General features: G+C 72.6%; 26 protein-coding genes. 11 read left to right on the forward strand and 15 right to left on the reverse strand.

The window, feature by feature from the left end:
- The first annotated feature begins 154 nt into the window (after window positions 1-154).
- The 3 genes from ACMGFI_RS03045 to ACMGFI_RS03055 all read left to right on the forward strand — a co-directional run bounded on the left by ACMGFI_RS03045 (window position 155) and on the right by ACMGFI_RS03055 (window position 2,487).
- Window positions 155-898 carry an NAD(+)/NADH kinase gene (locus tag ACMGFI_RS03045; protein WP_436907237.1) on the forward strand — a complete coding sequence of 248 codons (744 nt, stop codon included), beginning with the start codon at window positions 155-157 and terminating at the stop codon, window positions 896-898.
- Between the two features lie 141 nt (window positions 899-1,039).
- On the forward strand, window positions 1,040-1,489 hold the full coding sequence (locus ACMGFI_RS03050; RefSeq protein WP_436907239.1) for a DUF7313 family protein: 450 nt from the start codon (window positions 1,040-1,042) through the stop codon (window positions 1,487-1,489).
- Between the two features lie 611 nt (window positions 1,490-2,100).
- On the forward strand, window positions 2,101-2,487 hold the full coding sequence (locus ACMGFI_RS03055; RefSeq protein WP_436907240.1) for a hypothetical protein: 387 nt from the start codon (window positions 2,101-2,103) through the stop codon (window positions 2,485-2,487).
- A 148-nt stretch (window positions 2,488-2,635) separates the two neighbouring features.
- Here ACMGFI_RS03055 and ACMGFI_RS03060 read toward each other — a convergent pair whose 3' ends face one another.
- Entirely contained in the window at window positions 2,636-3,637 is a 1,002-nt protein-coding gene (locus ACMGFI_RS03060) for a DUF5784 family protein (RefSeq protein WP_436907243.1), read from the reverse strand.
- Between the two features lie 186 nt (window positions 3,638-3,823).
- Here ACMGFI_RS03060 and ACMGFI_RS03065 point away from each other — a divergent pair, with 186 nt between their 5' ends.
- Window positions 3,824-3,994: a DUF5786 family protein gene (locus ACMGFI_RS03065; RefSeq protein ID WP_436907244.1), complete on the forward strand. Its 171-nt coding sequence runs from the start codon at window positions 3,824-3,826 to the stop codon at window positions 3,992-3,994.
- Here ACMGFI_RS03065 and ACMGFI_RS03070 read toward each other — a convergent pair.
- From ACMGFI_RS03070 to ACMGFI_RS03085, 4 genes are all read right to left on the reverse strand, one after another.
- Window positions 3,975-4,847 carry a DUF7530 family protein gene (locus ACMGFI_RS03070; RefSeq protein WP_436907246.1) on the reverse strand — a complete coding sequence of 291 codons (873 nt, stop codon included), beginning with the start codon at window positions 4,845-4,847 and terminating at the stop codon, window positions 3,975-3,977. The genes ACMGFI_RS03065 and ACMGFI_RS03070 overlap by 20 nt on opposite strands.
- The gene (locus tag ACMGFI_RS03075; protein ID WP_436907248.1) at window positions 4,847-5,797 is read right to left on the reverse strand and encodes an NAD(P)H-binding protein; all 951 of its coding nucleotides are present in this window, start codon (window positions 5,795-5,797) and stop codon (window positions 4,847-4,849) included. The genes ACMGFI_RS03070 and ACMGFI_RS03075 overlap by 1 nt, the downstream gene beginning before the upstream one ends.
- Before the next feature lie 70 nt (window positions 5,798-5,867).
- On the reverse strand, window positions 5,868-6,731 hold the full coding sequence (locus ACMGFI_RS03080; protein WP_436907250.1) for a YkgJ family cysteine cluster protein: 864 nt from the start codon (window positions 6,729-6,731) through the stop codon (window positions 5,868-5,870).
- Window positions 6,732-6,822: 91 nt separating this feature from the next.
- Window positions 6,823-8,322 carry an ATP-binding protein gene (locus ACMGFI_RS03085; RefSeq protein WP_436907251.1) on the reverse strand — a complete coding sequence of 500 codons (1,500 nt, stop codon included), beginning with the start codon at window positions 8,320-8,322 and terminating at the stop codon, window positions 6,823-6,825.
- 115 nt (window positions 8,323-8,437) lie between these two features.
- Here ACMGFI_RS03085 and ACMGFI_RS03090 point away from each other — a divergent pair, with 115 nt between their 5' ends.
- Window positions 8,438-8,641 carry a DUF7561 family protein gene (locus ACMGFI_RS03090; protein ID WP_436907252.1) on the forward strand — a complete coding sequence of 68 codons (204 nt, stop codon included), beginning with the start codon at window positions 8,438-8,440 and terminating at the stop codon, window positions 8,639-8,641.
- Window positions 8,642-8,672: 31 nt separating this feature from the next.
- Here the strand turns inward: ACMGFI_RS03090 and ACMGFI_RS03095 are convergent, their stop codons facing one another.
- Both ACMGFI_RS03095 and ACMGFI_RS03100 read right to left on the reverse strand, forming a co-directional pair.
- Window positions 8,673-10,049, reverse strand: a complete 1,377-nt coding sequence (locus ACMGFI_RS03095) for a hypothetical protein (protein WP_436907253.1) — start codon at window positions 10,047-10,049, stop codon at window positions 8,673-8,675.
- Between the two features lie 74 nt (window positions 10,050-10,123).
- On the reverse strand, window positions 10,124-11,473 hold the full coding sequence (locus ACMGFI_RS03100) for a hypothetical protein (protein ID WP_436907256.1): 1,350 nt from the start codon (window positions 11,471-11,473) through the stop codon (window positions 10,124-10,126).
- 111 nt (window positions 11,474-11,584) lie between these two features.
- Between ACMGFI_RS03100 and ACMGFI_RS03105 the strand changes: the two genes are divergently transcribed.
- A complete protein-coding gene (locus ACMGFI_RS03105) occupies window positions 11,585-13,444 on the forward strand; it encodes a helicase C-terminal domain-containing protein (RefSeq protein WP_436907258.1) in 1,860 nt (619 codons plus the stop codon).
- 178 nt (window positions 13,445-13,622) lie between these two features.
- The gene (locus ACMGFI_RS03110) at window positions 13,623-14,093 is read left to right on the forward strand and encodes a DUF7384 family protein (RefSeq protein ID WP_436907260.1); all 471 of its coding nucleotides are present in this window, start codon (window positions 13,623-13,625) and stop codon (window positions 14,091-14,093) included.
- A gap of 60 nt (window positions 14,094-14,153) precedes the next feature.
- On the opposite strand, the gene ACMGFI_RS03115 is transcribed toward ACMGFI_RS03110, so the two are convergent.
- From ACMGFI_RS03115 to ACMGFI_RS03135, 5 genes are all read right to left on the reverse strand, one after another.
- On the reverse strand, window positions 14,154-14,825 hold the full coding sequence (locus ACMGFI_RS03115; protein ID WP_436907262.1) for a non-canonical purine NTP pyrophosphatase: 672 nt from the start codon (window positions 14,823-14,825) through the stop codon (window positions 14,154-14,156).
- A gap of 105 nt (window positions 14,826-14,930) precedes the next feature.
- The gene (locus ACMGFI_RS03120) at window positions 14,931-15,209 is read right to left on the reverse strand and encodes a DUF5808 domain-containing protein (protein WP_436907264.1); all 279 of its coding nucleotides are present in this window, start codon (window positions 15,207-15,209) and stop codon (window positions 14,931-14,933) included.
- Window positions 15,210-15,339: 130 nt separating this feature from the next.
- Window positions 15,340-16,926, reverse strand: coding sequence for a beta-alanine-activating enzyme beta-propeller domain-containing protein (locus tag ACMGFI_RS03125; protein WP_436907266.1), 1,587 nt, complete (start codon window positions 16,924-16,926; stop codon window positions 15,340-15,342).
- A 61-nt stretch (window positions 16,927-16,987) separates the two neighbouring features.
- A complete protein-coding gene (locus tag ACMGFI_RS03130; RefSeq protein ID WP_436907268.1) occupies window positions 16,988-17,440 on the reverse strand; it encodes a universal stress protein in 453 nt (150 codons plus the stop codon).
- Window positions 17,441-17,557: 117 nt separating this feature from the next.
- Complete coding sequence (locus ACMGFI_RS03135) at window positions 17,558-19,321, reverse strand: bifunctional N(6)-L-threonylcarbamoyladenine synthase/serine/threonine protein kinase (protein WP_436907271.1); 1,764 nt, start codon at window positions 19,319-19,321, stop codon at window positions 17,558-17,560.
- A 156-nt stretch (window positions 19,322-19,477) separates the two neighbouring features.
- On the opposite strand from ACMGFI_RS03135, the gene ACMGFI_RS03140 reads away from it, so the two are divergent.
- On the forward strand, window positions 19,478-20,122 hold the full coding sequence (locus tag ACMGFI_RS03140; protein ID WP_436907272.1) for a GNAT family N-acetyltransferase: 645 nt from the start codon (window positions 19,478-19,480) through the stop codon (window positions 20,120-20,122).
- A gap of 31 nt (window positions 20,123-20,153) precedes the next feature.
- On the opposite strand, the gene ACMGFI_RS03145 is transcribed toward ACMGFI_RS03140, so the two are convergent.
- A complete protein-coding gene (locus ACMGFI_RS03145; protein WP_436907274.1) occupies window positions 20,154-21,110 on the reverse strand; it encodes a DUF8054 domain-containing protein in 957 nt (318 codons plus the stop codon).
- 143 nt (window positions 21,111-21,253) lie between these two features.
- On the opposite strand from ACMGFI_RS03145, the gene fen reads away from it, so the two are divergent.
- Both fen and ACMGFI_RS03155 read left to right on the forward strand, forming a co-directional pair.
- Window positions 21,254-22,234 carry a flap endonuclease-1 gene (gene fen, locus ACMGFI_RS03150; protein ID WP_436907276.1) on the forward strand — a complete coding sequence of 327 codons (981 nt, stop codon included), beginning with the start codon at window positions 21,254-21,256 and terminating at the stop codon, window positions 22,232-22,234.
- A 198-nt stretch (window positions 22,235-22,432) separates the two neighbouring features.
- Complete coding sequence (locus ACMGFI_RS03155) at window positions 22,433-23,734, forward strand: DUF7282 domain-containing protein (RefSeq protein ID WP_436907277.1); 1,302 nt, start codon at window positions 22,433-22,435, stop codon at window positions 23,732-23,734.
- 51 nt (window positions 23,735-23,785) lie between these two features.
- On the opposite strand, the gene ACMGFI_RS03160 is transcribed toward ACMGFI_RS03155, so the two are convergent.
- Window positions 23,786-24,544, reverse strand: a complete 759-nt coding sequence (locus tag ACMGFI_RS03160) for a LolA-like protein (RefSeq protein ID WP_436907278.1) — start codon at window positions 24,542-24,544, stop codon at window positions 23,786-23,788.
- A 112-nt stretch (window positions 24,545-24,656) separates the two neighbouring features.
- Here ACMGFI_RS03160 and ACMGFI_RS03165 point away from each other — a divergent pair, with 112 nt between their 5' ends.
- Entirely contained in the window at window positions 24,657-26,069 is a 1,413-nt protein-coding gene (locus ACMGFI_RS03165; protein WP_436907280.1) for a class II fumarate hydratase, read from the forward strand.
- Here ACMGFI_RS03165 and ACMGFI_RS03170 read toward each other — a convergent pair.
- Window positions 26,047-26,970 (reverse strand): DUF7537 family lipoprotein, encoded by a 924-nt coding sequence (locus ACMGFI_RS03170; RefSeq protein ID WP_436907281.1) that lies wholly within the window; start codon window positions 26,968-26,970, stop codon window positions 26,047-26,049. The two genes, ACMGFI_RS03165 and ACMGFI_RS03170, sit on opposite strands and share 23 nt — an antisense overlap.
- Window positions 26,971-26,993: the final 23 nt, after the last annotated feature.

Raw genomic sequence — 26,993 nt, forward strand, 5'->3', positions numbered from 1 at the left:
GATCGGACGCCGAAGCGCGTGAGTGCGCGGCTTGCAACGCCAACCACTCCGAATACCGGGCCACCGGCGTGGTCTCGGCGGTTGCGCCCGCAGCCGTCGGTCGAAACGCCCGCGGTGCGGTGCCTTTTTGCCGAGTCACCGCCACGCTCCGGTGATGAGCGACAGTCCGCTCGTCGGCGTCGTTGGCGCCGACGCCGAGGCGGCCGTCGCGGCCGTCGAGTCCGCGGGCGGCCGGGCGACCGCCGGGGCGGCCAGCCGGGTCGTCGACGGGAGCGACGCCCTCGTCGCCGTCGGCGAACCCGCACTGCTCGCCGTCGCACGGACGGGCACGGACCGCCCGGTCCTGCCGGTCGCCGCCGGCCGCGGCGTCCGGTCGGCGCCGCGCGAGGCGCTCCGCGACGCCGTCGCGGACCTGCTGGCCGGCGACTACGAGTCCGTCCCCCACCCGCTCGTCGACGTGCGGGTCGCGGACCGGACCCGGGCGACGGCGCTGTTCGACCTGATGCTCGTCAGCGCTGAGCCCGCCCAGATATCGGAGTACGCCGTCGACAGCGGCGACGACCGGGTCGCGCGGTTCCGCGCCGACGGGGTCGCCGTCGCCACGCCAGCGGGCTCTTCGGGGTACGCCAGCGACGCCGGCGGTCCCGTCCTCGCGCCCGACACCGACGCGGTCGCCGTCGTCCCCGTCGCCCCCTTCGAGACGGACATCGACCACTGGGCCCTCCCGCCCGACGGCCTCGGCGTCACCGTCGAGCGCGACGAGACGACCGTCCACCTGCTCGCCGACGACAGGGTCGTCGGTCCGGTCGAGCCCGACGACCCCGTCCGCGTGGTCCCCGCGGGGTCGATCTCGGTCGCCGTCGTCGCGGCCGGCCGGTCGCCGTACCCGCCGGCCTGACCGGCCCCGGACTCCGCCGCGGGCAAGTCGGGGCGGTCCCGAACGGTCCCGACGCCGTTCGCACACGTTCGGCCCGCGAACGGCGACGAGACCGCGCTGGATTGGAAAAGCTCTAATGTGCGACGGACGGATCCACCGGGTATGGTTGCATACGAGCTGTTCGGACCGGTCGACGCGGTCCTCGACAGCCACATCACCGAGGAAGTGCTCGTCATCGAGGCGGTGCTCCTCGGTCTCGTGGTCCTGAACATCGCGGCGCGCGCGCTGGCGCACCGACGCCACCTCTCGCAGGCCGAGAGCGGCGACGCCGACGAACTCTCGCGACACCCCTTCCACGTCCTCACCAACGTCGCCCTGGTGCTCGGCGGCTTCTACTACCTCACCGTCGCCCACCACCCCGGCATGGTCACCTCCGTCATCGCCATCTTCGTCCTCCTGACGGACATCTTCGAGTTCGAGTCCCGCAAGGTCGAGGTCCGCCGCGACATCGAGGTCGAACGCCCCAAGGCCGCCATCGGCGCCTCCGTCGTCGCGTTGCTGTACGTCGCCTACGTCACGTTCTTCTACGGGCCCCTCGGGCAGTTCCTGTAGGTCCGCTCTCTCGGCGGTTCCCCGTTCGCCGGTCCCCACGCGGGCGTCTCACGCCACGAAACGCCCGCGGAGCGCCCCCTGTCCATCGCTTCGCTTAGGGTTTGCTCAGTACAGGCAGTAGCTGTTGCGGTTGCGGTGCGGTCGGCGCGCGCTGGAGCGCGCGTTCATGCGCGCGACCGTAGCCGCGCGAGGGATTCGCGACTCGCGTGTCGCGAATCGGCTGGGGAGGCTCGTGGCCGTCTGCGGTGCTGTGCGGGGCGGTCGCGGTGTGGTTGCGGTCCTGGTGGACTGAAAGGGCGAGGCGCGCTCGCGCTTGCGTGGTCGCCTGAGCGGGCACTATCCGCGCGGGCGGTGCCGAGAGCGCGGATATCCCGCCTCAGCGACCGCGAGCGCGCCGAGGGCTTTCAGCGCTCACCGTCGAGCGCGGTCGCGGTTACTGCTAGAGAGCGCGCCGAGGGCTTTCATCGCCTGCCGCCTCCTGCGGTCGCCCTCGCAAGATCACTTCACGACACGCTCGACAGAGACAACCGAGACATTCGCAGACGAGGTCGAACGCTCAACGCGCGAGAGCTTAAAAGGCATGGCGCCCTATCACCGGGCGAGGCGACCACATGACGGCGCGCGACCCCTCGTTCGCCATTCCGGGGCGGCCCGAGCGGCGGTTCCCCAGGGGCGGCGGCGTCGAGTACGAGGGCGAGACGGTCTTCGTCTGCACCCCGGAGGCCGACCGATCCGACGGCGAGCTCGAATCGCTCGTCGCCGACGTGCTCGACGCCGACGCCTACCGCTCGGGCGACTTCATGGAGCTGCCCATGCCGCTGTATCTCGTCCGCGACGAGGGGACCGCCGACGTGTTCCGCGTCACCGTCCGGAACCGCGCCGTCCAGTTGCACGTCCTCCCCGAGACGGAGTCCGAGGGGTTGCGGCGGTTCTACGACCGACTCGTCGAGGTTTCGGACTGCGAGTGGTCCGTGGCCTGTCGGACGGACTTCGGGTGACCGAGACGGTTACCGCCGACGGAGTCGCGAGCGGACTTCCCGCGGAGTCGCGAGCAGGCGCCCCGCGGTGCTGTCGGGAACACGAGCGCACCGTCAGCGCGCGGCCCTCCGTGGGCCGCCGGTCCGGACCGGTCGAGCGGTCGGTCCGTCAGACCCACTCGACGGCGGCGTCGAGGTCGAGGGGCACGTCGCCGTGGCGGTAGCCCTCGCAGCGGCCGTCGGGGCGGTAGCGGAAGACGACGGTGGGCCGGTAGCCGACGGAGGGGCGCTCGGCGCGGATGGGGTTCCACTCGTCGTCGCGGAAGGAGGTGCAGTCGACGAACAGGACGGCGTCGTCGTGGATGGCCAGCTGGTCGCGGGTCTTCGAGTCGACGGTGCGCCGCAGCGCGGCGATGGGGGTCCCCGCGGGGCGATTGCGAGGGGCCATCGGGCGGGTGACCTCGACGAGCCGTTCCCCGCCGGGGGTCTCGACGGCGAAATCGAGGGCGTGGCCCGAGTCCTGCTCGGACTCGGGGACGAACTGGATGTCGGCATCCGCGAGCAGCTTGGCGGCGTCGAACTCGCCCATGGTGGCGCGCATCCGGCTGAACTCGTTGCGCTCGCTGGTACCGAGCTTGGCGGCCATGGTGTAGCGGTGGTCGTCGAGGACGCCGGTCTTCAGGAACCGCTCGTAGAACTCCAGTCCCTCCTCGCGGGTGGCGTCGGGGAAGCCCGCGGCGTCGCGGTCGAAGAAGGCGCGGGTCGTCTCGCGGCCGTCCTTCGAGAAGAGGACGGGGAGGAAGAACCACGAGACGTACTCGTAGGCGGCGAGCCAGGGGGCCTGGCGCTGGAGGTCGTAGGTGAGTTCGCGCTGGGCCCAGCGGGCGACCTCGTAGGGCGCCTCGTCGAAGGTCTCCTTGTCGGTGCGCCACAGCGTCTCGGGCGTCTCGGTGTTGCCCAGCCAGTAGGCGCCGTCGTCGTTCCAGGCGAACAGGGCCAGATCGCCGTTGTCCATCTCGAGCCGGCGGGCCTCGTAGCCCTGCGGCCCGTCGATCTTCGGCGTCGTCAGTCGCGCGCCGAAGCGGTCGTCGAGCGGGGCGAGCAGGTCCCGCCTGACCCGCTGCTCGTCCCAGCGCCCGGTCGACCGCCGAAAGCGAACCGGTCCGGCCATATCGGGGGGAGGGGCGGCCAGCGGTATACACTGTTCGGACTCGCCGCCCCGGCCGACGCGACGAGGGGACCGACGCGACGAGGGAGCCGACCTGCCGGGATCGCGCACCTCGGGGCCGCTCGGTGAGGAATCGCGCCGACCGTTACATTGATAGGTGTTAACTCACAAGTGTGGGTGTGATACACAATGTCGATGGGTGCATACGACGAAGTGGAGCATGAGCGCCGCGAGCGCAAGCACAGCGAGGTCGAGGTGAGCGACGACGACCAGCGGACGGAGTACCGCGGGACGGTGGAGTACGACAGCGACGAGTCGACGGAGGAGCTACTCGACCAGTTCAAGGAGATAAATTCGTAATCGCCCCGGTTCCTTCCGTGCGACTGTAGAGGACGACCAGCGACAGCGTCGTCACGGTCGCGACCGCGAGGACGTGCCCGACCACCGCGACCAGCAGGACGGTGTGGTCCAGCAGGAACGGGACCAAAAGCAGCTGGAGGAGTCCGAAGCCCATCGTCTCCAGGTCGGCGCGGGCGAGGACGCGGGTCTGCTCGGGGGAGAAGCGGAAGCGGGCCGACCGCCACAGCGCGGCGACGCTGGCCCACCAGCCGGTGCCGATGCGGTAGCACACGTCCCACAGCACCAGGAGGGTGAGATACGTCGCGGCCAGCGGCGGCTCCGGCCCCAGCAGTTCGGTCACCAGCGGGCGCGGCGTGCGCGGGTCGACGACGAGCAGGTAAGTCAACAGGGCGACGAACGCCAGCACGCCGAGGACGACCTCGATGCTGGAGCCGAAGACGAGCCGGCGGTACGGCTCCGGTGGGTCCGCCCGGCGGACGAGCTTGCTGATCCGCAGCATCTCCAGGCTGCCGGCGGTCGCCACGAGGACGGCGACGGTCCCCGCGATGGCCCCCTCCGGAAGCCCGTAGATCGCGGCCAGCACCAGCACGCCGGCCTCGAACAGCGAGAACTGGATGACCAGCGCGAGCCGCTCGGAGATGTGGACCCCCGGGAGCGCGCCGACGATGCTCTCGTAGACCCACGTCTCCCCGTACTCCGGGACGAGCGGGTCGGTCGCGGTATCGTCGGAATCGGTGCCGTCCGGCGACGGGTCACGGGTCGCGGCCTCGTCGGGCGGCGGGTCGCGGGTCGCGGTTTCGTCGGACGGCGGATCGCGAGCTGCGTGGTCGTCCGGCGACGGGCCGCTCCCCATCAGGTCCGCCCCCCGCGCTCGCCCGCCGTCGGACTCCCGCCGGGGGCGGCCGCGGTCGTCCCCGTCTCGGGGGCGAGCGCCTTCCGGACGGCGTCGTCGAACGACGTTAGATCGACGTCGACGTGGTCGCGGATCGCGTCGTCGGTGACGACGACCGGGTTCCTCAGCCCGAGCACGAGCGGCCGGGCGACCGCCGTCGGCACGTCGGTCACGAGCCCGATCCAGTACGAGGAGAGCTTCGGCGTGAGGACCGGCACGGAGAGGACCAGCGGCCGGCGCCGGCCCATCGCCTCGGCGGTCCGGGCGAGCATCTCGCGGTAGGTCAGCACGTCGGGGCCGCCGATCCCGTAGGTCTCGCCCGCGGTCGCCGGCGCGTCGAGGACGCCCACGAGGTACGCGACCACGTCGTCGACGGCGATGGGCTGGCACTCGTTTTTGACCCACCGCGGGGTGACCATCAGCGGCAGCCGCCGGACCAGCTGGCGGACCATCCGGAAGCTGGCGCTGCCGTCGCCGACGATGACCGCCGCCCGTAGCGTCGTCAGCGCGTAGTCGGCGTCGGCGAGGATCCGCTCGACTTCGCGGCGCGACCGGAGGTGCGGCGAGAGGTCGTCGGCGTCCTCGCCGAGCCCGCCGAGATAGACGACCCGCTCGACGCCCGCATCGTCCGCGGCGGCCGCGAAGTTGCTCGCGGCCTTGCGGTCCCGCTCCTCGAAGTCGTCGCCGGCCCGCATCGAGTGGACGAGGTAGTACGCCGCGTCGACCCCATCGAAGGCGGACGCGAGCGTCCCCGGTTCGAGCAGGTCGCCCTGGACCACCTCGACGCCCGGCGGCGGGTCGTAGGCCGACGGGTCCCGGACCAGCGCCCGCACGTCGTGGCCGGCGCCGGTCAGCGCGGGGACGAGCCGCCCCCCGACGAACCCCGTCGCCCCCGTGACGAGCACGTGCATACCCGCACCAGGGACTGTATCCCCTTAACGACCCGAGCCGATCGCGCCGGTTCGGCCGGCGTTCGACGGCTCAGCCGTCCCAGCCCGGCGTCCCCGGCGCGCCGCGGTCGCCCTCGACGGTCGCGGCGGCCGCGGGGTCGGGCGGCTCGTCGCCGGCGCGGTCGGTCCACTCCTCGACGGCCCCGTCGACCCACGAGTCCGCGTCGAGCGCCCGCTCGCGGGCCCGCTCGTAGCGCTCGTCGCTGACGGCGAGCGTCCCCGGCGCCGAGGCGGCGGCGACGGCCACGAGCTCCGCGTGGTCGGCCCGCGTCGCCTCGCCCGCGGCGAGCCGCTCGACCGTCCCCTCGATCCGGTCGGCGTCGGGGTGGCCGAACACCCGCGCGCCCACCGCCCCCGGCCCCAGTACCGGGCCGGCGTCGTCGGGCGGTTCGTCGTCGAGCAGTCGCTCGCCGCCGTGGGCGCGCTCGACCCGCTCGCACTCCGTCTCGGCGTCCAGCGCGAGGTTGTCGCCCGGGTAGGTCGAGCAGGTCTCGGGATAGACCTCGCTCCCGTGGATGCGACACTGGAGCGTCTCCGGGTCGAGGAAGGCACAGGTCGGGAGCCAGCGCGGCTCGACGTCGAAGGGCTCGACGGGCTTTGGGACCTTCCGCAGGCCGACGAGGAAGGCGGGACGGCCCCGGACGGCGGCGACCTCGACGCCGCCGACGGCGACGCTCGGGCCGTCCTCGATCCGGAACAGCCGGGCGACCAGCGCGCCGGCGAGGCCCGCGTCGAGGAACGCGCGCACCTCGTCGCTCGACAGCGGCGCGAGGTTGGCGACGTCGTCGAGCGGCCGGTAGCTGCCGCGGCGCTCGTGGCCGTGGTCGGCGTCGTCGGGCGCCAGCGCGCGCCAGTCGAGACAGCAGCCGGCACACCCCTCGCAGTTCACCTCCATATCGGTCGGTTGTGCGCCGACCGGCAAAAGTCCGCGCCCGCCCCGCGTCCGGCGGCGACCGGCGACTGGCCCCGCGCCGGGTCCCGCCGCGTCAGGCGTCGCCCGCGCCGGTCCGTTCGTCCGTCGCCCCGTCGTCAGTCCCGTCCTCCGAACCCGCGTCCGGGAGGCCGTCGCCGCTCACGTCGCCGAACTCGAAGCGGGCGCCGCCCGCGTCGCCCTCCGTCACGTCCGTCTCCCAGCCGTGGGCCTCCGCGATGGTCCGGACGATGCTCAGTCCCAGCCCCGTGCCGTCGTCGTCGGTCGAGTAACCCGGGTCGAAGACGCTGTCCCGGTGGCCCTCGGGGACCCCGGGACCGTCGTCGACGACGTAGAAGCCCTGGCGCTGTCCCAGGTCGCCGACTGTGACGGTCACGTCCCGGCCGCCGTGTTCGGCCGCGTTCCTGAAGACGTTCTCCAGCAGTTGCTGGAGGCGGCTGTCGTCGGCAAGCATCGTCGCGTCGGTCTCGACGGTCAGCGTCGCCTCGTCGGTCTCGACGACGGTCCAGGCCCGGCGGGCCACGTCGGCCAGTTCGACGGGCTCGGGGTCGCTGACGGCCTCGCCCTCGCGGGCGAGCGTCAGCACGTCGTCGATCAGGTCGTCGATCCGGTGGAGCGACCGCTCGACCGCCTCGAAGTGCTCGGCGTCCCCGTCCTCGCGGGCGAACTCCAGCCGACCGAGCGCCACCTCCAGGGGGTTGCGCAGGTCGTGGGAGACGACGCTCGCGAACCGTTCGAGCCGCTCGTTCTGTCGTTCGAGCTGGTTCTCGTAGCGCTTGCGCTCGGTGATGTCCCGCGTCACGCCGACCACCCCGAGAATCGTCCCGTCCTCGTCGCGCCAGGGCGCCTTCGAGGTCGTGACGTAGGTCTCCTCGAGGTCGTCCCCGTAGGCGTGTTCGATCCGGTCGTCGATGGACTCGCCTGTCTCGACCACCTGCCGGTCGTCGGCGACCGCCTCCTCCGACAGGTCCGGCGGGTACAGGTCGAAGTCCGTCTTTCCGACGATGTCCGCGGGCGCGTGGTGGCGCTTCCCGTCGGGGCTCTCCAGGTAGGGCGGGCCGTTCAGCCGCGGCACCTCGTCGCTGACCCGGACGTGGCGGCTCCGGCGGTCCTTGACGTAGACCGACAGCGGGAGGTTCTCCAAAAGCGAGTCGAGCATCGTCGACTCGCGGCGCGCCTCGCTGCGGCGCTCGATCAGCGGCCGCAGGTCCGCCAGCGCGTCGACGCGGTCGGCGTCGGCGTCGACCTGCAGGTACGCATCGACGCCGAGGTCGGTCGCGGCCGCCGGCGGAAGCGCGCCGTCGACCGAGAACGCGACGACCGGCAGCGACGCCGAGTGGTCCCGGGCCGCCGCGACCGCCGCCCGGCCGTTGAAAGTCCCGTCGCAGTCACAGACGACAGCGTCGAACGACCCGTCGGCGAGCCGCTCCGGGAGATCGGCGTCGGGGGTCGCCCCCTGGACCGCGAGCCCGTCGCCCGGCTCCGACTCCGCCCAGGCGTCCGCGACCGCCGCCGCGTCGGTCCCGACGTACAACACGGTTGGTCGACTGTACATACGGTCAGTTCGATGTACCTGTTACTCGTTACTCGTGATAAGTGGCGGGGTCGTGTCATGCGGTGGCGGGTGTCCCGCCCGCGTCGCTTTTCCCGGTGCCCGCCCTACGGCGGGTATGACCACCCGGCCGTGCGACGGCTGTGGCGACGACGTGAGCATCACCGGCGGCATCGCGAACATCTGGACGCTGGAGAAGCGGACGACCGACGGGCTCTCCCTGGAGCTGGCCGACGGGTCCGAGCACTTCCTCTGTTACGACTGCATCGAGCGACTCCCCGACGAGCGCGAGCCGACGGCCGACGACGTGGCCGACCTGTAGGGCGGCTCCGTGGTCGCCGCCCGGCCTCCGCTCAGGCGTCCGGTCCCTCGTGGGTCGCCAGCGTCGCCGACTGGTCGGAGTCGGGCGGGCGCCAGACGACGGCTATCTCGTAGTCGCTCGCGGCGCCGACCGTGACCAGGTCGCCGGCGACCACCGAGCCGCCCTCCCCGCTGACCGATCCCTGCCAGACGCCGGGACCCCGCTGGTCGACGCCGTCGACCTCGGCGAACCCCTCCCCGCGGATCTGGACCGCCTCCCGGGGCACTGCGTCGCCGCCGTCGTGGGTGACCGTGAGGGTGCCGACGCCGTCGCCGGCGGGCTCGTACTCGAAGCCGAACGCGACGGTCGGCGGGCCGTCGGCGCCGGAGTCCCGGTCCATCTCCGGCCCGGGGTACCCGCCGGGGAACTCGGTCACGTCGCCGGTCGGCACCGTCGCCGTCGCGGTGACCGCGGAGCCGTCGGTCCGGAGCGTCACCTCGCCGCCGAGCAAGGCGTCGGTCTCGCCCGCCCACTCGGCCATCGCCGAGCGGTTCGCGCTCCCCTCGAACAGCGCGGCGGCGCGGACGCGCGTCCGGTCCTCGGCGACGTGGTAGCCCATCCCCTCGCCGAGACCCCGCTCGAAGGTCTCCCCGGTCCCGTGGGTCCGGCCTTCGAGGATGTGGGCGCTCCCGATCGAGTCGAGGAGCCGCCGGCACTCGGGGACGGCGTCGACGTAGCGGTCGGCGTTGCCCGTCCGCGCGTCGACGACGGCCTCGACGACGGGCTTCTTGTCGGCCGTGTCCTCGCTGGAGACGGCCCCGGCGGTGACCAGCATCCCGTCGCGGACCGCCGCCGCCCGCGGGTCGCCGGGGCTGAAAAGGCGGAACCCGCGGTGGGCCTCCCCCGCCTCGAAGCCGTACTGGCGCAGGCCGTCCTCGACGGCCGTGCGGTCGAACTCGCCGATCAGCACCGACACCGACCGGGCGAACCGGAACAGCGCCCGCTGGTCGCCGAGTCGGCCGACGCCCGGGATCGGGTACCGCTCGTCGAGCTGCGCCAGCGTGCCCGAGCCCAGCGCGCCCTCGAACTCGCCGAGCGCCGTCGGCGCCATGCCGAGGAAGGCGTAGCCCGAGTCCCCGGTCTGGTCGAGTAGCGACGGGTCGGGCATCCACCGCGTCAGCGTTGCGACCGGCGTCTCCGGCCGGGCCGGCGCCGGCGTCACCGTCGGCGTCCCGGTCGGCGTCGACTCGTCCTCGTCCCCGCCGTCCCCCCCGTCACCGCCCCCACCGTCGTCGTCCGAGGACCCGTCGTCGGGCGCCTCGGTCGGCGTCCCTCCGCCGAGGACGCCGCCGAGACAGCCCGACAGCGCCGACAGGGCCGCGATCGTTGCTCCCCCTCGCTTCAGTGCGTTCCGTCGCGTCTCCGGCATCGACCCCGTGTTTTCCGACCCCGTGCAAAATGGTTACGGATCTGATAGTGTCGGTGTCAGGTCGCCTCCGGCCGTCAGGCGTCCGGCCCCTCGTCGTCGCCGATCGTCGCCGACGTGTTCTCGTCCTCGGGCTCCCAGACGACGCTGATCTCGTAGTCGGCCGCGACGCCGACCTCGACGTAGTCGCCGGCCACGACCGCCGCGTCGTCGCCGCTGGCGGTCCCCTGCCACTCCCCGGCGGCGGCCTGGTCGACGCCCTCGACGTCTGCGAATCCGCTCCCGCGCACGAACAGTTCGGCCTTCGGGACGGTGTCGCCGCCCTCGTGGGTTATCTCCAGCCGTCCGACGCCGTCGCCGGTCGGCTCGTACTCGAAGCCGAACGCGACCTGCGGCGCTCGCGTCCTGCCGCGCGGCGACTCCCCGGGCATCCCCTGGCGGAACCGCTCGATGTCGGCGCTGTCGACCGTCGCCCGCGCCGTGACGACCCGGCCGTCGGCAGCCGTCTCGGGCTCCCGCCCGTAGAACGCCTCGGCGTCGGCCGCCCAGTCGGCCACCGCCGCCTCGTCGGCCTGCCCCTCGCGGAAGACCGCCGAGGTCCTGACCGCCGTCTCCGACCCCTCGACCTCGTAGGCGATGCCGCCGGCGACGGCGCCGTCGAAGGTCGCGCCGGCCCGGTAGGTCCGCCCGGCGAGGAGGTGCCCGCTCCCGAGCGCGTCGACGAGGCGAGCGCAGTCGGCCGACGCGTCGGCGTAGCGCTCGCCGTCCCCGGCCCGCGCCGCGAGGATCGCCTCGACGGTGGCGGTCGCGCGGTCGCCGTCGTTGAACGCCGGCGCGGTGACCAGCGTCGACTCGCCCAGCGCCGCCGCGCCGCCGCCCTCCCGGGCGAAGACGGCGAAGCCGTGGGCGGTCTCCGTCTCGCCGTACCCCTGGCTCCGCAGGTCCTCGGCGGCGGCGCCGCGGTCGACCCCGCCGTCGAAGACGAGCACGCCGAGGCCGAGCTGGACGAACGACGCCGCGTCGGCGTACGACTCGACCCCCGGGACCCCGGATCCGCCCCGGAAGGTCTCGACCGCGCCGTCGCCCAGTTCGGACGCGTGGTCGAGCAGCGCCGCCGGCGCGGCCGACGTGAACGCGTAGTGGTCGCGGTCGAGCGCGGCCGGCGCCGGGAGCCACGCCGCGTAGTCGGCGTTCGGCGGCCCCTCCGGGGTCGCCGTGGCCGTCTCCGTCGCCGTTGCGGTCGCCGTTTCCGTCGGCATGGGCGTCTCGGTCGGCGTGGCCGTCGCCGTTGCGGCCGCGGTGTCGGTCGACGCGCCGGCCGGTTCGTCCGTCGCGGTACTCGTATCGTCGCTCAGACAGCCGGCCGTCGCGCCAGCCAGGAGGGCGGCCGCGCTCCGTCGGAGGAAGGTCCGTCGCGGGGATGTCATCGTCCCCGCGTTTCCGACCCCGCCGGTAAATACTTGCTGTCCGACACGGTCGCCGCGCCCGGCCCCGGGCCTTCCGGCAGTTTTACGCTCCCGGGACCGGTGTCGTCTGACGTGCAACCGGGTCGGATCTCCGACGAGTTCCCGGCGCCGTCCTACCGCGGCGCCCAGGAGCGGGCCCTGGCCGACATCCGCGACGCCTTCGCGGCCGGCAACGACGTGGTCCTCGTGCGCGCACCGACCGGCAGCGGCAAGTCCCTCCTGGCGCGGGCCATCGCCGGCTGCGCCCGCACCGCCGGCGAGAGCGAGGCCGGCGAGCCCATCGACGCCTACTACACCACCCCGCAGGTCTCACAGCTCGACGACGTGGCGAGCGACGACCTCCTCGCCGACCTCAAGGTGATCCGCGGGAAGAACAACTACGACTGCATCCTCCCCGGCGAGACGGACACGCCCGTCGACCAGGCGCCCTGCGCCCGCGAGCGGATGTTCGACTGCCAGGTCCAGCATCGGTGTCCCTATTTCTCCGACCGCGCCATCGCCGCGAACAACCGCATCGCCGCGATGACGCTCGCCTACTTCATGCAGACGGCCGGCTCGGACGTGTTCGGCCAGCGCGACGTGCTCGTGATCGACGAGGCCCACGGCCTGGGCAACTGGGCCGAGATGTACGCCACCATCGACCTCGGGCCGGACACCGTGCCGGTCTGGGACGCCTGCGACCCCCCCGAGATCGACGGTCTCGACGACGCCGTCAAATACGCGGACACGCTCCACACGATGGCCGGCCGGCGGCTGACAGAGGTGCGCCAGCAGGCGGAACTCGACCCCGAGGAGGCCGCCGAGCGCGACAAACTGGTCCAGTTGCAGTCGGACCTGTCGTGGTTCGCCGAGGACTACCGCGACGACGAGAGCGCCACGACGTGGGTCGTCGACCAGGCCGACGGCGCCGGGACCAGGGTGACGATCAAGCCGATGGCGCCCGAGAAGTACCTCAAACACACCGTCTGGGACCGCGCGAGCAACTTCGCGCTGCTGTCGGCGACGATCCTCAACAAGGACGCCTTCTGCGCCAACGTCGGCCTCGCCCCCGACCGCGTGGCCCTCGTCGAGGTCCCCCACACCTTCCCCGTCGAGAACCGCCCGCTGTACGACGTGACACGGGGGAAGATGACCTACGAGGCCCGCGACGAGACCATTCCGAAAGTGGCCGAGACGCTCGTGCGGATCATGCAGGCCCATCCCGACGAGAAGGGGCTGGTCCACTGCCACTCCTACGCCATCCAGGAGCAACTACAGGGGCATCTTCGCGAGTACGGCGTCGATTCGCGCGTCCGCGCTCACGACTCGGAGGACCGCGACGCCCAGCTTTCCACGTGGAAGCGCGTCGACGACCCCGACGTGTTCCTCTCCGTCAAGATGGAGGAGGCGCTGGACCTGGAGGGCGACCTCTGTCGCTGGCAGTTGCTCTGCAAGGCCCCCTATCCGAACACCCGTGACTCCCGCGTCGCGGCGCGGCTGGAGGACGACCAGTGGGGCTGGTACTACCGGACCGCCCTCCGCACGGTGATCCAGGCCTGCGGCCGCGTGGTGCGGGCGCCCGACGACTACGGCGCGACCTACCTGGCCGACTCCTCGCTGCTGGACCTCTTCGAGCGCGCCCGCGTCGACATGCCCGACTGGTTCGCCGCACAGGTCGACCGCATGAGCGAACCCGACCTGCCCGCCGTCGATACCGCGGCCGCGACCGGGTCGAGTTCCGGCGGCGCGTCCCGTTCCCGGTCCCGGTCGGCGGGCTCGACCGACTCGGACGGATCCTCGTCGGGGTCGTCCGGCGCCTCGGCGTCGGGGTCGGGGTCCGGATCGGAGTCCGGATCGAGCGGCGACGACGGCGGTTCTCGGGGCGGTCGCCGCCGTTCCCGCCGCTCGGGGTCGAAGTCCAACCCCATCGCGGACGTGTGGGACACCGAGTGACCGCGCGCCGGGCCACCCCCGGCGCTTCCGTGCCGACCGCACGTTTTTCCAGCCCGGGCGCCCTCCCTGGGGCTATGACCTGGGGCGACCTCTTCGAGCGCGCCGCCGACCACGAGGTGACGAGCGAGGCAGTGCGGGCGGCGCTTCACGAGCGCCGGGTGGAGTCGGGTGAGGAGCCGTGACCGAGGCGAGCCCGGCCCGGGTCGTCGCGGACGCCGACGTGCTCGCGGCGGACCTCCTCGTGGGAGGCGACGCCCGCGAGGCGCTCGATCACGTCCGCTCGCACTCGTGGGTCACCCTCGTCGCGAGCGACCCGCTGCTGGGCGACGCCGAGGCGGTGGTCGCCGACCTGGCCGACCCGGACCTGGCCGCAGACTGGCGCGACCGCATCGAGGCGCTTCGCGAGCCGGTCGACCACCCCTCCGGCGACCACCCGGCGCTCGCCTCGGCATTGCACGGCGGCGCGATGCACGTTCTCAGTTTCGACGAGGACTTGCAGTCGGCGGCCGCCGGGGCGGCGATCCGGGGGCGCGTCGAGGCGAGCGTCAGGTCCCCGCGTGCGTTCGCGGCGGTCTTCGACCCCGAGTCGCTGTACGAGGCCGTCGAGGGCGGCGAGTACCCCGGTCCCGACCGGGACCCGCGGGCGTAGGAACCGCTGGACCGTGCGGTCCGCGCCGTCGTCCACTCTCGGCGTATCGCGCTCGGCGACTCACTCGGGCGTGTCGCGCTCGGCGAGCCAGTCGGCGAACTTCGCCAGGGCGCGGCCGCGGTGGGAGACGGCGTTCTTCTCGTCGGGGTCCATCTCCGCGAACGTGCGGTCGTCGTACTCGAAGATGGGGTCGTAGCCGAACCCGCCGTCGCCGCGGGGCGCGACGATCTCGCCCGGGACCACGCCGTAGAAGAGCTTGACCGGCAGGTCCCCGTCGCCGTCGTCGGTCCGGACCTGCTCGTCGGTCGTCGCCGCCGCCCGTTCGTCCGCGGCCTGGTCCTGCCCGCGGCGGTCTTCCCTGTCCACGGGCTCGGGCGTCGCCTCGAAGTCCCCGCCGTCGCAGTAGGCGACGACCCCTCGAAAGCTCGCGGCCCGATCGTCCTCCGCTTTGGCGAGCCGCCAGACGCGCTCGACGCCGACGGTGTCGTGGACGTACGAGGAGTAGGGGCCCGGGAAGCCGTCGAACGCCTCGACGAAGAGGCCGGCGTCGTCGACGAACACCGGCTCGCCGGCGTGCTCGTAGGCCGCTCGCGCCTTGTGGGCGGCGACGGCGCCCAGGTCGGCGCTCTGGATCTCCGGCGTGTCGAAGTCGAGCTGTTCGACCGGCTCCGCGAGGTACTCCCGGGCCTCGTTGACTTTCCCGGGGTTGGTCGTGACGAAGGTGACGGTCATACCCGAGGCCTGCGCTCGGGCGGCCAAAGTCGCGTCGATCCCCCGTCGACCGCCGCGCGGCGCCGTCGCTGGCGACGAAGTGAGCGGCAAAACGGCTGTCGGAACTCAGTCCTCGACGACGACTTCCACGGGCTCCTCGTCCTCGTCGTCGAACTCGGCCTCGCCGGCGCTCTGACTCCCCTGCCACCAGAGGGCGCCGGCGACGGCCAGGACGACCCACGAGCGCCAGGAGGCGAGGTTGAGCGTGTAGCCGACGCCGAACGGTTTCTCGACGAGCATCCCCTCGCCGGGCTGCCAGTGCGTCGAGAGCATCCGCTTGAGACTCGGCTGCTCGAAGTTGTACGGGATGCCGAACAGCGACCCGGAAGTGGGCTTGTCGACCATGTGCCAGGATACGGGCGGCCCCGTTAAGTCGTTTTCCACCGCAAGCGACGGGGCGAGACCGCGTCGCCGCCGAGCAGTCGTCCGCTCCTGTCAGCTTCCGCTCCGGTTCGACGGCGGGCCGCCCCGGCCCTCACTCGCGGCCGCCGTCGCCACCGTCGGGGTCGGCTCCGCCGGCCCCGTCGGCTCGAATCCGGTGCCAGGCGCCGAGGCCGAGGCCGGCGAGCGCGCCGAGAGCGCCGAAGCCGGACCCGCCGTCGGAGGTGGTTCCCTGGCTGTCGCCCGACTCCCCCGTGTCGGGCGTCCCCGACGGCGACCCGCCGGTCCCGTCGGTGTCGGCCGGCGGCGTCGCGCTCACCGATTCGCCGCCGGACGGGTCGCCGACCGCGTAGACGAAACTGTCGCTGCTGCCGACGAAGACCGCGCCCGCGGTCACCGCGGGCGAGGACAGCACCGCCTCGCCCGTCTCGACGGTGAACCGCTCCCGGCCGTTCGCGCGGTCGACCGCGTGGAGGCGTTCGTCGCTGCTCCCGACGTAGACGGTGTCGCCGGTGACCGCCGGGGAACTGAGGATCTGGTCGCCGGTCGCGTACGACCACTCGATGTCGCCGTTGCTCGCGTCCATCGCCCACAGCGTCTCGTCGAAGCTCCCGACGTAGAGGGTGCCGTCGACGACGACCGGCGAGGCGAGCACCTGCCCGCCCAGCTGGCGCCCCCAGACGAGTTCCGCCGTGCCCGTGTCGATGGCGTAGACGACGCCCGCGTAGTCGCCGAAGTAGACGACGCCGTCGCGGACCGTGGGCGAGCAGGCGACCCGGCCGCGGGCCGCGTACTCCCGGACCTCCTCGCCGCTCTCGGCGTCGAGCGCGACGACGCTGCCGGTGCGGTCGTCGTTCCAGCGGCCGACGTAGACGGTGTCGTCGACGACCGCCGCCGTCGAGTCGACGCGGTCGGCGACCGACGCGCTCCAGACCTCCTCGCCCGCGGTGTCGACCGCGTACATCGTCCCGGCCTGGCTGCCAACGTAGAGGACGCCGTCCCGGTACGTGGGCGAGGCGAAGACGGCGCCGTCGGCGTCGAAGGTCCACTGCTCCTCGCCCCCCTCGGCGTCGACCGCGTGGAGGCGGGCGTCGTGGCTCCCGACGTAGACGGTCCCGTCGACGACCGCCGGGGAGGACATCACCTCCTCTCTCGACTCCGGATCCGAGCCGGTGCCGTAGCGCCACTGCTCCTCGCCGGAGACGGCGTCGATCGCGTAGAGGTGGCCGTCGTTGCTCCCGACGTAGACGGTCCCGTCGACGACCGCCGGCGAGGAGACGACGTTGTCGGTGGGGTCGTCGGGCGGGTCGCCGGTCGGCGTGCCCGTGCCCGGAGCGGCCGCGGTCGCCTGTCCCGGCGCGCCGGTGTCGAACGTCCAGGCGGTCGACGCCTCGGTCGGGCCGAGCGTCTCGGTGTACCCGCTGTTGGTCGGGTCGGCCTGGAACTGCGGCCAGCGGCTCGGTCCCGCCGAGACGGTCGACTGCCGGTCGAGCGCGGCGGCCGGCGCCGACGAGTCGCCGGCCGGGTTGCGTTCGGAGTCCGACCGGTCGGCGACTGCGCCGCTGTCGGGGACTGTCGATGCGGCGCCGGTGCCGGCGGCGCCGAGCGTCGCCAGGGCGAGCGCGCCGGTCCCGGCGCGCCGGAGGAGGGTCCGTCGCCGCCAGGGCTGGGTGTCGTCCATCGTGTCCGGCCAGCGCGTCGGCCGGAGTAAGTCTTCCGTTAGCCGGGCAGGCGACCGTCCGTCAGCCCAGCAGGCTCGTCACCGGCCCGTCGAAGTTGAGGATGATCGACTGGACGCGGTCGCCGAAGACGGCCTTCCCCGTCGGCGAGCGCTTCTGCCCGGTGATGAACACGTGGTCGACGCTGTTGTCGTCGGCCACTTCGAGGATGCGGTCGGCCTCGCTCTCGCCGTCGCCGATCCGCGCGCCGACGATGCGGTAGTCGACGTCGTCGTCGAACAGCTCCTTGGCCGTCTCGCGGGCCTGTTTCTTCGCCGCGTCGATGACCACGCTGTCGTCGTAGGCGGTGTGTTCCTCCTTGGCGACCACGTCGAGCGCCTCGCGGGCCTCTCTGAACTCGTCGGCCGTCATCAGCGAGAGGACGATCAGCTGCGCGTCGACGCCCGCGGCGATCTCCCCCGCCTCCTCGAGCAGTTCCGTGTTCTCGTCGTCGTAGACCACAAGCGGTCGGTCCATACTGTTCGTATGTTCGCCGACTGCTATTTAAAACTCATTGGTGGCGACCGACAGGAACGCGATCCGCCGGCCCCGGTCGGGACCGGGCGCCGGCCGTTCAGTGCCGGACGCCACCGGTCACTGGTAGCGGCCCCGCCCCTCGACCGCCCGCAGGCGGTCGATGACGGCGTCTTCGCGCTCGCTTTGCTCGCGGTAGGCGTCCTCCGCAGCGGCCTGCAGTCGGTCGGCGTCGTCGGCCGTCCCAGCCAGGCTCTGGGCGAACACGTGGAGGTCCATCGCGTGGTCCTCCTCGTGGCCGGTGTGATAGCCCAGCCCGAAGTCGATGAGGAACACGCGGTCGCCCTCGGAGGTGCCCCCCTGGTCGGGGCTCCCGTCGGCGCCGCCGGTCGCCGCCACAGCCTCATCGGCGCCCGCCCGTTCGCCCGACGCGACGCGGACGTTCCGGGTCGTCGGATCGCCGTGGACGAACCCGGCGTCGTGGATCGCCGCGAGGTGGCGACCCACCGCCCGCGCCCGCCCGGCGGTCAGCCCGGCGTCGAGGTCGCGGTCGCCGACCCGCTGGAAGGTGATCGTCGACTCCGCGGTGTCCACGTCGAGTACGAGCGGCGTCGGGACGCCACAGCGCCGCGCCTCGCTGGTCAGCCGCGCCTCCGTGCGCGTCCGCTCGCGGCGCAGCCGCTCGTCGAGATCGGGGTGGCGATAGGAGCGGGGCACCCGCCGCTTGACGACGCGGTCGCCCTCGACCCGGACCGTCGCCTCCGCGCCCTGCTGTTCGGCGGCCGCGCCCGCGTCGACGCGCGTCGAGGCCGCAGGCGTCGGGTCGGGCTCGTCGGCCCGCCAGGTCACGGCCACCTCGTCGGGCCGGAAGTCGGAGTCGATGCTCGATTCCTCGACGGCGAGCGTGTCGCCCGCAGCGGCCATCTTTGCACCCAGTACCGCGATCATGCCCGCGTTGTCCCGCAGAAATCGGTCCTCCGGGACGTGTAGCTCGGCGCCGCGTTGCTCGCACATCTCCCGGAGCATCCCCTGGAGGCGCTCGTTCTGCCCGACGCCGCCCCCGAGGACGAGCTCCTCGCGGCCGGTCAGCGACAGCGCCCGCTCGCTGACCTCCGTCAGCATCGCGAAGACGGTCTCCTCCAGCCCGCGACACACGTCTTCGACGGGCGTCCCGGCGTCGTACTCGTCTTTCGCCGCGCTCATGATCCCCGAGAACGAGAAGTCCATCCCCTTGACGACGTAGGGCAGGTCGACGTACTCGCCCGATTTCGCGTGTTCCTCCACCTTCGGCCCGCCGGGGTGGGACCAGCCGACGTGGCGGGTGAACTTGTCCAGGGCGTTACCGACGCCGGTGTCCATGGTCTCGCCCAACACCCGATAGCGGCCGTTGCGGTAGGCGAGGACGTGCGCGTTGGCGCCGCTGGCGTTCAGACAGACGGGGGCCTCGAATCCCGAGTAGTGGCGGCCGATCTCCAGGTGGGCGACCATGTGGTTGACGCCGACCAGCGGCACGTCGAACCGCTGGGCGACTGCGCGGGCCGCCGTCCCGACGATCCGCAGACATGGGCCGAGCCCCGGACCCCGGGAGAACGCGACCGCGTCGATGGGGGGATCGTCGGGGCTGCGGTCCTCGTCGTCGGCCGCCCGCGCCCGGGCCTCGTCGAGCATCGTCTCGACGACGCCCGGGACGGCCTCGCTCATGTGCTCGGCGGCCTCTCGGGGGTGGATCCCGCCGCTGTCGGGCTGGTAGGGGTCGCTCTCGATGCTCACGTCGTCGGCGTCGACCTCGTAGACGGCCGCACTGGCCGCCCAGGCGGTGCCCTCGATACCGAGGACTCGCCGGATGTCGCCGTCGGCGTCGGTCGGGGACGAGGCGGGAGCCATTCGCTTGCTACCGGGTCGGCCGGCCAGCGAAAAGACGACTTCGGTCCGCGGCGGCGTCGGCGGTCTCCCCGGGGCCCCGGGCCCTCGGGCTCGATGTCGGAGACGCCTCCCGACCGACCGCGCCCTACAAGGGGTCACGTCCGGTAGCCCCGGCCGATGGAGTACGTCATGCTGGGGTGGCCCGAGGACGGGCCGACGCTGACGCTGGACTGGCGGGCGTTCAGCTACGCCGGCAAGTTCGTGATGTCGTCGACCGGGAAGGCCGTCGCCCGGACCGGCGAGGCGTCTGGCCCGCCGGTGACCGACGACGGGGAGGCGGCCGACGACGTGGTCGCCGCCGCGGCGTTCAACGAGGACCGCACGGACGCGGGGACCTGCTGGATCCGCTACATCACCGTCCGCGAGGACCGTCGCGGCGACGGGATCGGCCCCGACCTGGCCGCGTTCGTCGCCGCACGCGCCCGCGAGCGGGGTTACGACCGCGCCCGCATCGCCGTCAACAACCCGTTCGCCTACCAGGCGCTGTACCGCGCCGGGTTCCACTTCACGGGCGAGGAGACCGGCGTTGCCGAACTCGTCCTCGACCGGCCGCTCGCCGGCGGGGGCGGCACCGGAGAGCCGGCCAGCGGACCCGCCGAACCGCCCGGCGACCGCTCGCGGGCCACCTACCAGGCGGGGCTCGACGTCTACCGCGAGCGCGGCCGCTCCGAGGCGGGACCCGATCTCTCCGACGCGGAGCGCGAGTTCCTGACCGAGAAGGAGGGGGAAGATCCGCCCGATCCCGTCGACCCGCCGGCCTGAGCGCGCCCGGGCCGGAGCACGTCCGTCCCGCTCAGGCCGCGACCTCCTCGTCGTCGACGGGCGACTCGAAGACGCGGGCGCCGCAGTCGTCGCAGGTCACCGCGGCGACCGTTCGGCTGGTACAGCACGACTCGACGGTCTCGGTGCCGAACGACACCGGACTGCCACAGCCCGGACACCGTTCGAGGAAGATGCGGAGGCCGTTGCAGACCTGCCCCCGGTCCCGCGCCGACAGCGACTCCCACTCGGGGAGCCGGTCGGCGAGCAGGCTCGCCCCCGCGAGGTCGGCGCGGAAGGCCGCCCGCGACTCCCAGGTGCCGACCCGCCGGCCGTCGACGCTGACCGCGAAGGCGTCGCTCAGTTCCCTCGTCGTCACCTCGCCGTCGGCCAGGCCGAGCCCGTCGAGCCACGGACCGAGTTCGTCGCCCCCGACGGCGTCGATCTCGGCGTGCCACGCCCGCTCGAAGTCGTCGGTCAGACAGCGGTCGTCGCCGCGGCAGGGCTCGATGGCACCGGCGCGTTCGAGCAGTGGCTCGGGATCGGCCCGATCGCCCGCTTCCGGAGTCGGGTCCGATCCGGCCGCCCTGTCCCCGGTTCCCTCGCCCCCCTCGGTCGCCGCGGTCGCGCCGCTCGCGTCCGCGTCCGCGTCCCTCCCCGCTCCGGCACCGACGCCAGCGGCGACCCCCTCCGGCGACGACTCGGGCGCCTTCCCGAACGCCGCGAGGACGGGGGCGGGCAGGTACCGCTTCGTCAGCGTCGGCGTCCCGGGGACGAGGTACCCCCGCAACCAGATCGCCGCCAGCGAGGCGGCCAGGACGGCGGTGGCGACGGCCCCGGCCGCCGTCCGGTAGCCGGCCGCGACGAGCCAGGCCCCCAGCATCGTCGCCCCCACCGACGCGATCCCCACGTTGAGCACCGTACACGGCAGACAGCGGTTCTCCCCCGTGTACTCCGGGCGGCGCAACCGCGCAGCGAGTGACCGCAACATATCGCTCCCTTCGCGGCCCTCCGAATTGAATGTGCCGGGCGAGCGAGACCGCGGTCGCGAGACGCGTCCGGTCGGTCCCCGGCCGACCTCGACCGCCGCGCGGGTCGGGGGATTCAAACCGGGGGTGGACCTATCGGGGGGTGATGGGAAACGCAGACCTCCGGGACCTGGCCGCTATCGAGGAGGTGCCGTTCGACGACCTCTCGGGTTCGGTCGTCGCCGTCGACGCGCACAACTGGCTCTACCGCTACCTGACGACGACCGTCCGGTGGACGAACGACTCGATCTACACGACCGCCGACGGCGACGAGGTCGCCAACCTCGTCGGCGTGGTCCAGGGGCTCCCGAAGTTCTTCGAGCACGACATCACCCCCGTGTTCGTCTTCGACGGGAGCGTCGTCGACCTCAAGGACGACGAGGTCGAACAGCGCCGCGCCGACCGGGAGAAGCGCGAGGAGCAACTGGAACGGGCCCGCGAGGAGGGCGACGAACTCGCCGTCGCCCGGCTGGAGTCCCAGACCCAGCGGCTCACCGACACGATCCTCTCGACCACCCGCGAGGTGCTCGAACTGCTCGACGTGCCGGTGATCGAGGCGCCCGCCGAGGGCGAGGCCCAGGCCGCGCACATGGCCCGGGAGGGGAGCGTCGACTACGTCGGCACGGAGGACTACGACGCGCTCCTGCTGGGGGCGCCGCTGACGCTGCGTCAGATCACCAGCAAGGGCGACCCCGAACTGATGGACTTCGAGGCGACGCTCGACGACCACGACATCAGCTGGGAGCAACTGGTCGACGCCGCCATCCTGATGGGGACAGACTTCAACGAGGGGATCTCGGGGTACGGGCCCAAGACCGCCGTCACGGCGGTCCGCGAGCACGGCGACATCTGGGCGGTGTTCGAGGCCGAGGACGTGTACGTCGACGACGCCGACCGCATCCGCGAGTTGTTCCTGAACCCCGCCGTGACCGACGACTACGACTTCGACCGCGGGATCGAACCCGACGTGGACGCCGCGCGAGCCTTCGTCTGCGAGGAGTGGGAGGTCGACGAGAACGAGGTCGAACGCGGCTTCGAGCGGATCGAGCAGTCGGTCGTCCAGACCGGCCTCGACCGGTGGACCTGACCGCCCGGTTTCGACTCCCGATCGCCCACTGCCGACACGCGCACGCAAGGCCGCCGGGACGGAAAGCCGCCGTTACTCGCGTGAAACCGGTCTTACTCGGAGTAGCCGGCGCTACCGAGCGCTACCCCGAGGTTACCGGAAAAACGGTTTCCCCGGTTTATTGACGGGACTTCCCAACGGCCGGTTGGAGTCTCAGCGATGACAGACGAACCCACAGACCGACCAGCCACAGGTGAAACGAGCCGACGAACGTTCCTCAAGAGCGGCGCGCTGGCGACCGGCGCGCTCGCCGTCGGGACCGGGGCCGTCGTCTCCGGGCAGAGCGGCGACGACGGAGACGGCGGTACCCAGGAGACGGGCGACGGCTTCGCCTCGGTGCAGTTCGCCAACCAGACCTCCGACGGGACGAGCGTGACCGTCGACCAGGCGACGCTGTCCCAACCGGGGTACGTCTCCTTCCACGACGTGACGCTCTTCGAGGGGGAGGTGACCGAGAGCGTCGTCGGCGTCTCCGAGCGCCTCGACGCGGGCGTCCACTACGGCGTCGACACGACGCTGTTCGACGTACCGGGCGCCGACTACGAGACCGAGAGCCTGGAGGGGACCGGCGCGCTCGTCGCGATGCCCCACCGCGAGACCGGCGACGACGACACCTACGACTTCGTCGACAGCGCGGGCGAGGAGGACGGCCCGTTCGTCGAGGCCGACCTCCCCGTCGTCGACCTCGCGTTCGTCGTCGCGGACGGCGAGGAGGGGACCGCCACCGAGACGCCGGACGGGACGCCGACGGGGACGCCCGACGGGGACGAGTCGCCCGAGCAGGTGCTGTCGGGGACGCCCGACGGAACGCCGACGGGGACGCCCGGCGGGACGGACACGCCCACCGACACACCCGACGGGACGCCGACCGGGACGCCGGACGGCGAGGAGCCGGCGCCGTTCGCGACGGTCGACTTCGAGAACCAGGCGGTGACCGACGACGCCGTGACGGTCGGCGAGGCGCTGCTCTCGGAGGGCGGGTTCGTCGCGCTCCACGACGCGCGCCTGCTCACCGGCGAGGCGCTCGCGAGCGTCGTCGGCGTCTCCGAGTACCTCGACCCCGGCCGCCACCGCGCGGTCGAGGTCGCGCTCGACGACCCGGAGGGGCTCGCCGGAGTCACCTTCCCGCCCGCGCCCGCGAGGCCGCTGATCCCGATGCCCCACCTCGACACCGACGACGACGAGAGCTACGACTTCGTCGACACCGAGGGCGAGGACGACGGCCCCTACACCGCCGAGGGCCAGGCCGTCGTCGACCTCGGGTTCGTGACGACCGAGGCCGAGGGCACCGACACCGAAACCGGGACCCCCGAGGGGACCGACACCGAGACGGGAACGCCCGACGGGACGGACACGCCCACGGAAACCGGAACGCCGGACGACACCACAGACACGCCGACGGAAGCCGGTACGGACACGCCGACCGAGGCCGGCACGGAGACGCCGACCGACGCGTCCTGACGGGGCCGCCCGGGTCCTGACGGGGCCGCCCGGGTCAGTCCCGCGTGCGGGCTACCCTGGACAGCCCGCCCCCCACGTCTCCTCGTCGGGGATCGCGGGCACGTCGACCGAGAGATCCGCGCCGTAGTCGGCGAAGGTCATCTCGATCCTCGCGGTCGCCGTGTTTCCGCCCCGCGACACCTCGAACCGGACCGCCGACCGCAGCGGTCGGTAAGTCTCGGGGTCGATCCAGACGCGGACTTCGGCGTCGTCGACGCTCGGACCGCCCAGCAGCGACCGATCCCGGCGCTCCTGGTACTTCGTGAGCGCGTCCGTCGTCGGGCGGCCGACCAGCAGGACCGCCTCCCGGCCGTCGAGCGTGCGGGTGCCGTTGTGGAACAGCGACCCCGACTCCAGCAGCGCCAGCTGGCGCGCGGCGGGGGTCCCCATCCGCCAGTCGTCGGCGGTCACGTTCTCGACGCCCCACATGTCCATCCCCATCGGCCCGCCGCACTCCTGGTAGGCGGTCCCGTCTATCACGTACGACTCGTAGGTCTCGCCCCCGCGGACGGCGGTCGAGTGCATCCGGCGCTCGGCGGCGTCGACGGTGCCGTTCATATCGATCCCGACCCGTTCGGTCTCGCCGTCGGCGGTCGCGACGACCCGCAGGTCGCCGTCGAAGCGATACGTGTCGGTGTCGTTGACGGCCTCGCGGGCGTCGGCGAGCGCCGCGACGGCGCGCTCCTCGCGGGTGTGGTCCGGACCGAGGACGGAACACCCGGCGAGGAGGAGACAGGCGGCGACCGCGAGGTGCAGGGCGGGGCGGTCCATGTCGGTGAGGGACCGGCCGGGCGACAAGTGTCTTGGGGACGCTCGACCCAGTTCTCCCGAGCGCGTGGGAGACTTCGGTGGCTTTTACGCCTCTCGAATCGACGCTTCGACCATGTCAGACGAGGAATTCCGCACGGAGGAGGACAGCCTCGGCGAGATGCAGGTCCCGGCCGACGCCTACTGGGGCGCCCAGACCCAGCGCGCCGTCGGGAACTTCCCGATCAGCGAGGAGACCTTCGGGCGACGCTTCATCCGCGCGCTCGGGGTCGTCAAGAAGGCCGCCGCGCTGGCCAACGACGACCTGGGTCTCGTCGAATCGGAGAAGGTCGAGGCCATCGTCGAGGCGGCCGACGAGGTCATCGCCGGCGAGCACGACGACCAGTTCCCCGTCGACGTGTTCCAGACCGGGTCGGGCACCTCCTCGAACATGAACGCCAACGAGGTCATCGCCAACCGCGCCACCGAGATCTACGGCGCCGAGATCGGTTCTCGGACTATTCACCCGAACGACCACGTCAACTACGGCCAGTCGTCCAACGACGTGATCCCGACGGCGATGCACGTCGCCAGCCTGGAAGCGGTCGAGAACGACGTGCTCCCGGCCCTTTCGACGCTCGCCGACGCCCTCGGCGAGAAGGAGGCGGAGTTCGACGACGTGGTCAAGACCGGCCGCACTCACCTCCAGGACGCCACGCCCATCACGCTCGGCCAGGAGTTCTCGGGCTACCGCACACAGATCGAGAAGGGCATCGAGCGCGTCGAGGGCGTCCGCGACCACCTCTCGGAACTCGCCCTGGGCGGGACGGCGGTCGGTACGGGCCTGAACACCCATCCCGAGTTCCCCGCGAAGGCCGCCGAGTACATCAGCGAGGAGACGGGCATCGACTTTCGCGAGGCGGACAACCACTTCGAGGCCCAGGCCGCCCACGACGCGATGTCCGAGGCCCACGGCGCCCTGCGGACCGTCGCCGGTTCGCTGAACAAGATCGCCAACGACCTGCGGCTGCTCGCCTCCGGTCCACGGAACGGCCTCGGCGAGATCGACCAGCCGGAGAACCAGCCCGGTAGTTCGATCATGCCCGGGAAGATCAACCCGGTCGTGGCGGAGGCCGTGAATCAGGTCCACAAACAGGTCGTGGGCAACGACGCCGCCGTCTCCGCGGGCGCCGCGGAGGGGCAGATCGACCTCAACCTCTACAAGCCCATCCTGGCGAACAACTTCCTGCAGTCGGCGCGGCTGATCGCCAACGGGAGCGAAGTCTTCGCCGAGAAGTTCGTCGCGAAACTCGAAGCGGACCGGGAGCACTGCGAGGAGCGCGTCCAGCAGTCGATGGCGCTGGCGACCGCGCTGAACCCCGCCATCGGCTACGACAAGGCCAGCAAGGTCGCCAAGCAGGCCATGGCCGAGGGCAAGACCATCAAGGAGGTCGTCGTCGCGGAGGGCTACCTCAGCGAGGCGGAGGCCGACGAGGTGCTCGACCCGGCGAAGATGACCGAGCGGGTCATCCTGGGCGACGAGGAGTAGCGAGTAGAGCGGTCCCGGCGGTGGTCGCAGTTGCGGTCCCGGCACCGGTCGTCCCGCTCGCGGCGGAGTCGCTCCCGCCGCCGACGGCGGCCCGGGCCTCGGGCAGCCAGTCGGGCGGGGAGACCGAGACGTTCCCGACCCGCCGGTAGGCGTACTCGTACTCGATGCGGGTCGGCGTCCCGCGGCGCTCGGTGGTGTAGGTGACGGCGAGCCGGCGGACGAACCCCTCGGGAGTGACGACGGCGCCGACGGAGTAGTTGGCGGCGTACTCGCCGTCGACGACGCCGTCGCCGCCGCTCTCGACCCAGTAGCGCCGCTCGCCGTCGACACGCCCGACCGACACGGAGACGTTCCGGAGCGACAGGTACGACTGGACGCGGTTGGCGGCGACCAGCGCGATCGCCTGGCTGTCGTTGGTGGCGGGGCGGGCGCGGTAGACCGGCCCGTCGGTGTCCCCCTCGCGGACGTAGCGGGTGTCGCCGTCGGAGTAGCGGTCGAGCGCGGGCCGGTAGGTGAGCGTGAGCCCGGTCCAGATCACGCGCCGCGAGCGACTCCAGCGGTAGGTGCGGCCGTCCTCCAGGCGGACCGACCGGGTGCGGTTGCGCGCGACCGTCCAGTTACCGTCGCCCGTGGCCGTCAGCGTCCGCCGGCGCTCGGTCCAGACGTACGACCGCCCGGTGACCGCCCGGACGTGGGCGGTCGCGAGCGCGCTCGGACTGACGGTCCCGCGGGTCGTCACGCCAGGCGGGAGCGGCGAGGGCGCGGCCGTGTCGGTCGGCGCGGTCGTGGGTATCGGGGCGGGTGTCAGTGTGTCGGTCGGATCGGGTCCGCCGCCGTCGGCAACGACCGAACAGCCAGCGAGGGTGACGAGGGCGACGACGACCAGCGCGCGCCCGTCCATGGCCGCGGCTACGGCCCGGACCG

Source organism: Halosimplex marinum, from assembly GCF_051414075.1.
In the GTDB taxonomy this organism is placed as follows: domain Archaea; phylum Halobacteriota; class Halobacteria; order Halobacteriales; family Haloarculaceae; genus Halosimplex; species Halosimplex marinum.

Coding starts and splice junctions, on each gene's coding strand:
- ACMGFI_RS03050 (WP_436907239.1), top strand. CDS start 1,040: ATGGTTGCATACGAGCTGTTCGGACCGGTCGACGCGGTCCTCGACAGC.
- fen (WP_436907276.1), top strand. CDS start 21,254: ATGGGAAACGCAGACCTCCGGGACCTGGCCGCTATCGAGGAGGTGCCG.
- ACMGFI_RS03145 (WP_436907274.1), bottom strand. CDS start 21,110: ATGTTGCGGTCACTCGCTGCGCGGTTGCGCCGCCCGGAGTACACGGGG.
- ACMGFI_RS03045 (WP_436907237.1), top strand. CDS start 155: ATGAGCGACAGTCCGCTCGTCGGCGTCGTTGGCGCCGACGCCGAGGCG.
- ACMGFI_RS03060 (WP_436907243.1), bottom strand. CDS start 3,637: ATGGCCGGACCGGTTCGCTTTCGGCGGTCGACCGGGCGCTGGGACGAG.
- ACMGFI_RS03170 (WP_436907281.1), bottom strand. CDS start 26,970: ATGGACGGGCGCGCGCTGGTCGTCGTCGCCCTCGTCACCCTCGCTGGC.
- ACMGFI_RS03100 (WP_436907256.1), bottom strand. CDS start 11,473: ATGACATCCCCGCGACGGACCTTCCTCCGACGGAGCGCGGCCGCCCTC.
- ACMGFI_RS03130 (WP_436907268.1), bottom strand. CDS start 17,440: ATGGACCGACCGCTTGTGGTCTACGACGACGAGAACACGGAACTGCTC.
- ACMGFI_RS03080 (WP_436907250.1), bottom strand. CDS start 6,731: ATGGAGGTGAACTGCGAGGGGTGTGCCGGCTGCTGTCTCGACTGGCGC.
- ACMGFI_RS03160 (WP_436907278.1), bottom strand. CDS start 24,544: ATGGACCGCCCCGCCCTGCACCTCGCGGTCGCCGCCTGTCTCCTCCTC.
- ACMGFI_RS03135 (WP_436907271.1), bottom strand. CDS start 19,321: ATGGCTCCCGCCTCGTCCCCGACCGACGCCGACGGCGACATCCGGCGA.
- ACMGFI_RS03075 (WP_436907248.1), bottom strand. CDS start 5,797: ATGCACGTGCTCGTCACGGGGGCGACGGGGTTCGTCGGGGGGCGGCTC.
- ACMGFI_RS03055 (WP_436907240.1), top strand. CDS start 2,101: ATGACGGCGCGCGACCCCTCGTTCGCCATTCCGGGGCGGCCCGAGCGG.
- ACMGFI_RS03140 (WP_436907272.1), top strand. CDS start 19,478: ATGGAGTACGTCATGCTGGGGTGGCCCGAGGACGGGCCGACGCTGACG.
- ACMGFI_RS03125 (WP_436907266.1), bottom strand. CDS start 16,926: ATGGACGACACCCAGCCCTGGCGGCGACGGACCCTCCTCCGGCGCGCC.
- ACMGFI_RS03115 (WP_436907262.1), bottom strand. CDS start 14,825: ATGACCGTCACCTTCGTCACGACCAACCCCGGGAAAGTCAACGAGGCC.
- ACMGFI_RS03070 (WP_436907246.1), bottom strand. CDS start 4,847: ATGGGGAGCGGCCCGTCGCCGGACGACCACGCAGCTCGCGATCCGCCG.
- ACMGFI_RS03085 (WP_436907251.1), bottom strand. CDS start 8,322: ATGTACAGTCGACCAACCGTGTTGTACGTCGGGACCGACGCGGCGGCG.
- ACMGFI_RS03155 (WP_436907277.1), top strand. CDS start 22,433: ATGACAGACGAACCCACAGACCGACCAGCCACAGGTGAAACGAGCCGA.
- ACMGFI_RS03165 (WP_436907280.1), top strand. CDS start 24,657: ATGTCAGACGAGGAATTCCGCACGGAGGAGGACAGCCTCGGCGAGATG.
- ACMGFI_RS03090 (WP_436907252.1), top strand. CDS start 8,438: ATGACCACCCGGCCGTGCGACGGCTGTGGCGACGACGTGAGCATCACC.
- ACMGFI_RS03065 (WP_436907244.1), top strand. CDS start 3,824: ATGTCGATGGGTGCATACGACGAAGTGGAGCATGAGCGCCGCGAGCGC.
- ACMGFI_RS03120 (WP_436907264.1), bottom strand. CDS start 15,209: ATGGTCGACAAGCCCACTTCCGGGTCGCTGTTCGGCATCCCGTACAAC.
- ACMGFI_RS03095 (WP_436907253.1), bottom strand. CDS start 10,049: ATGCCGGAGACGCGACGGAACGCACTGAAGCGAGGGGGAGCAACGATC.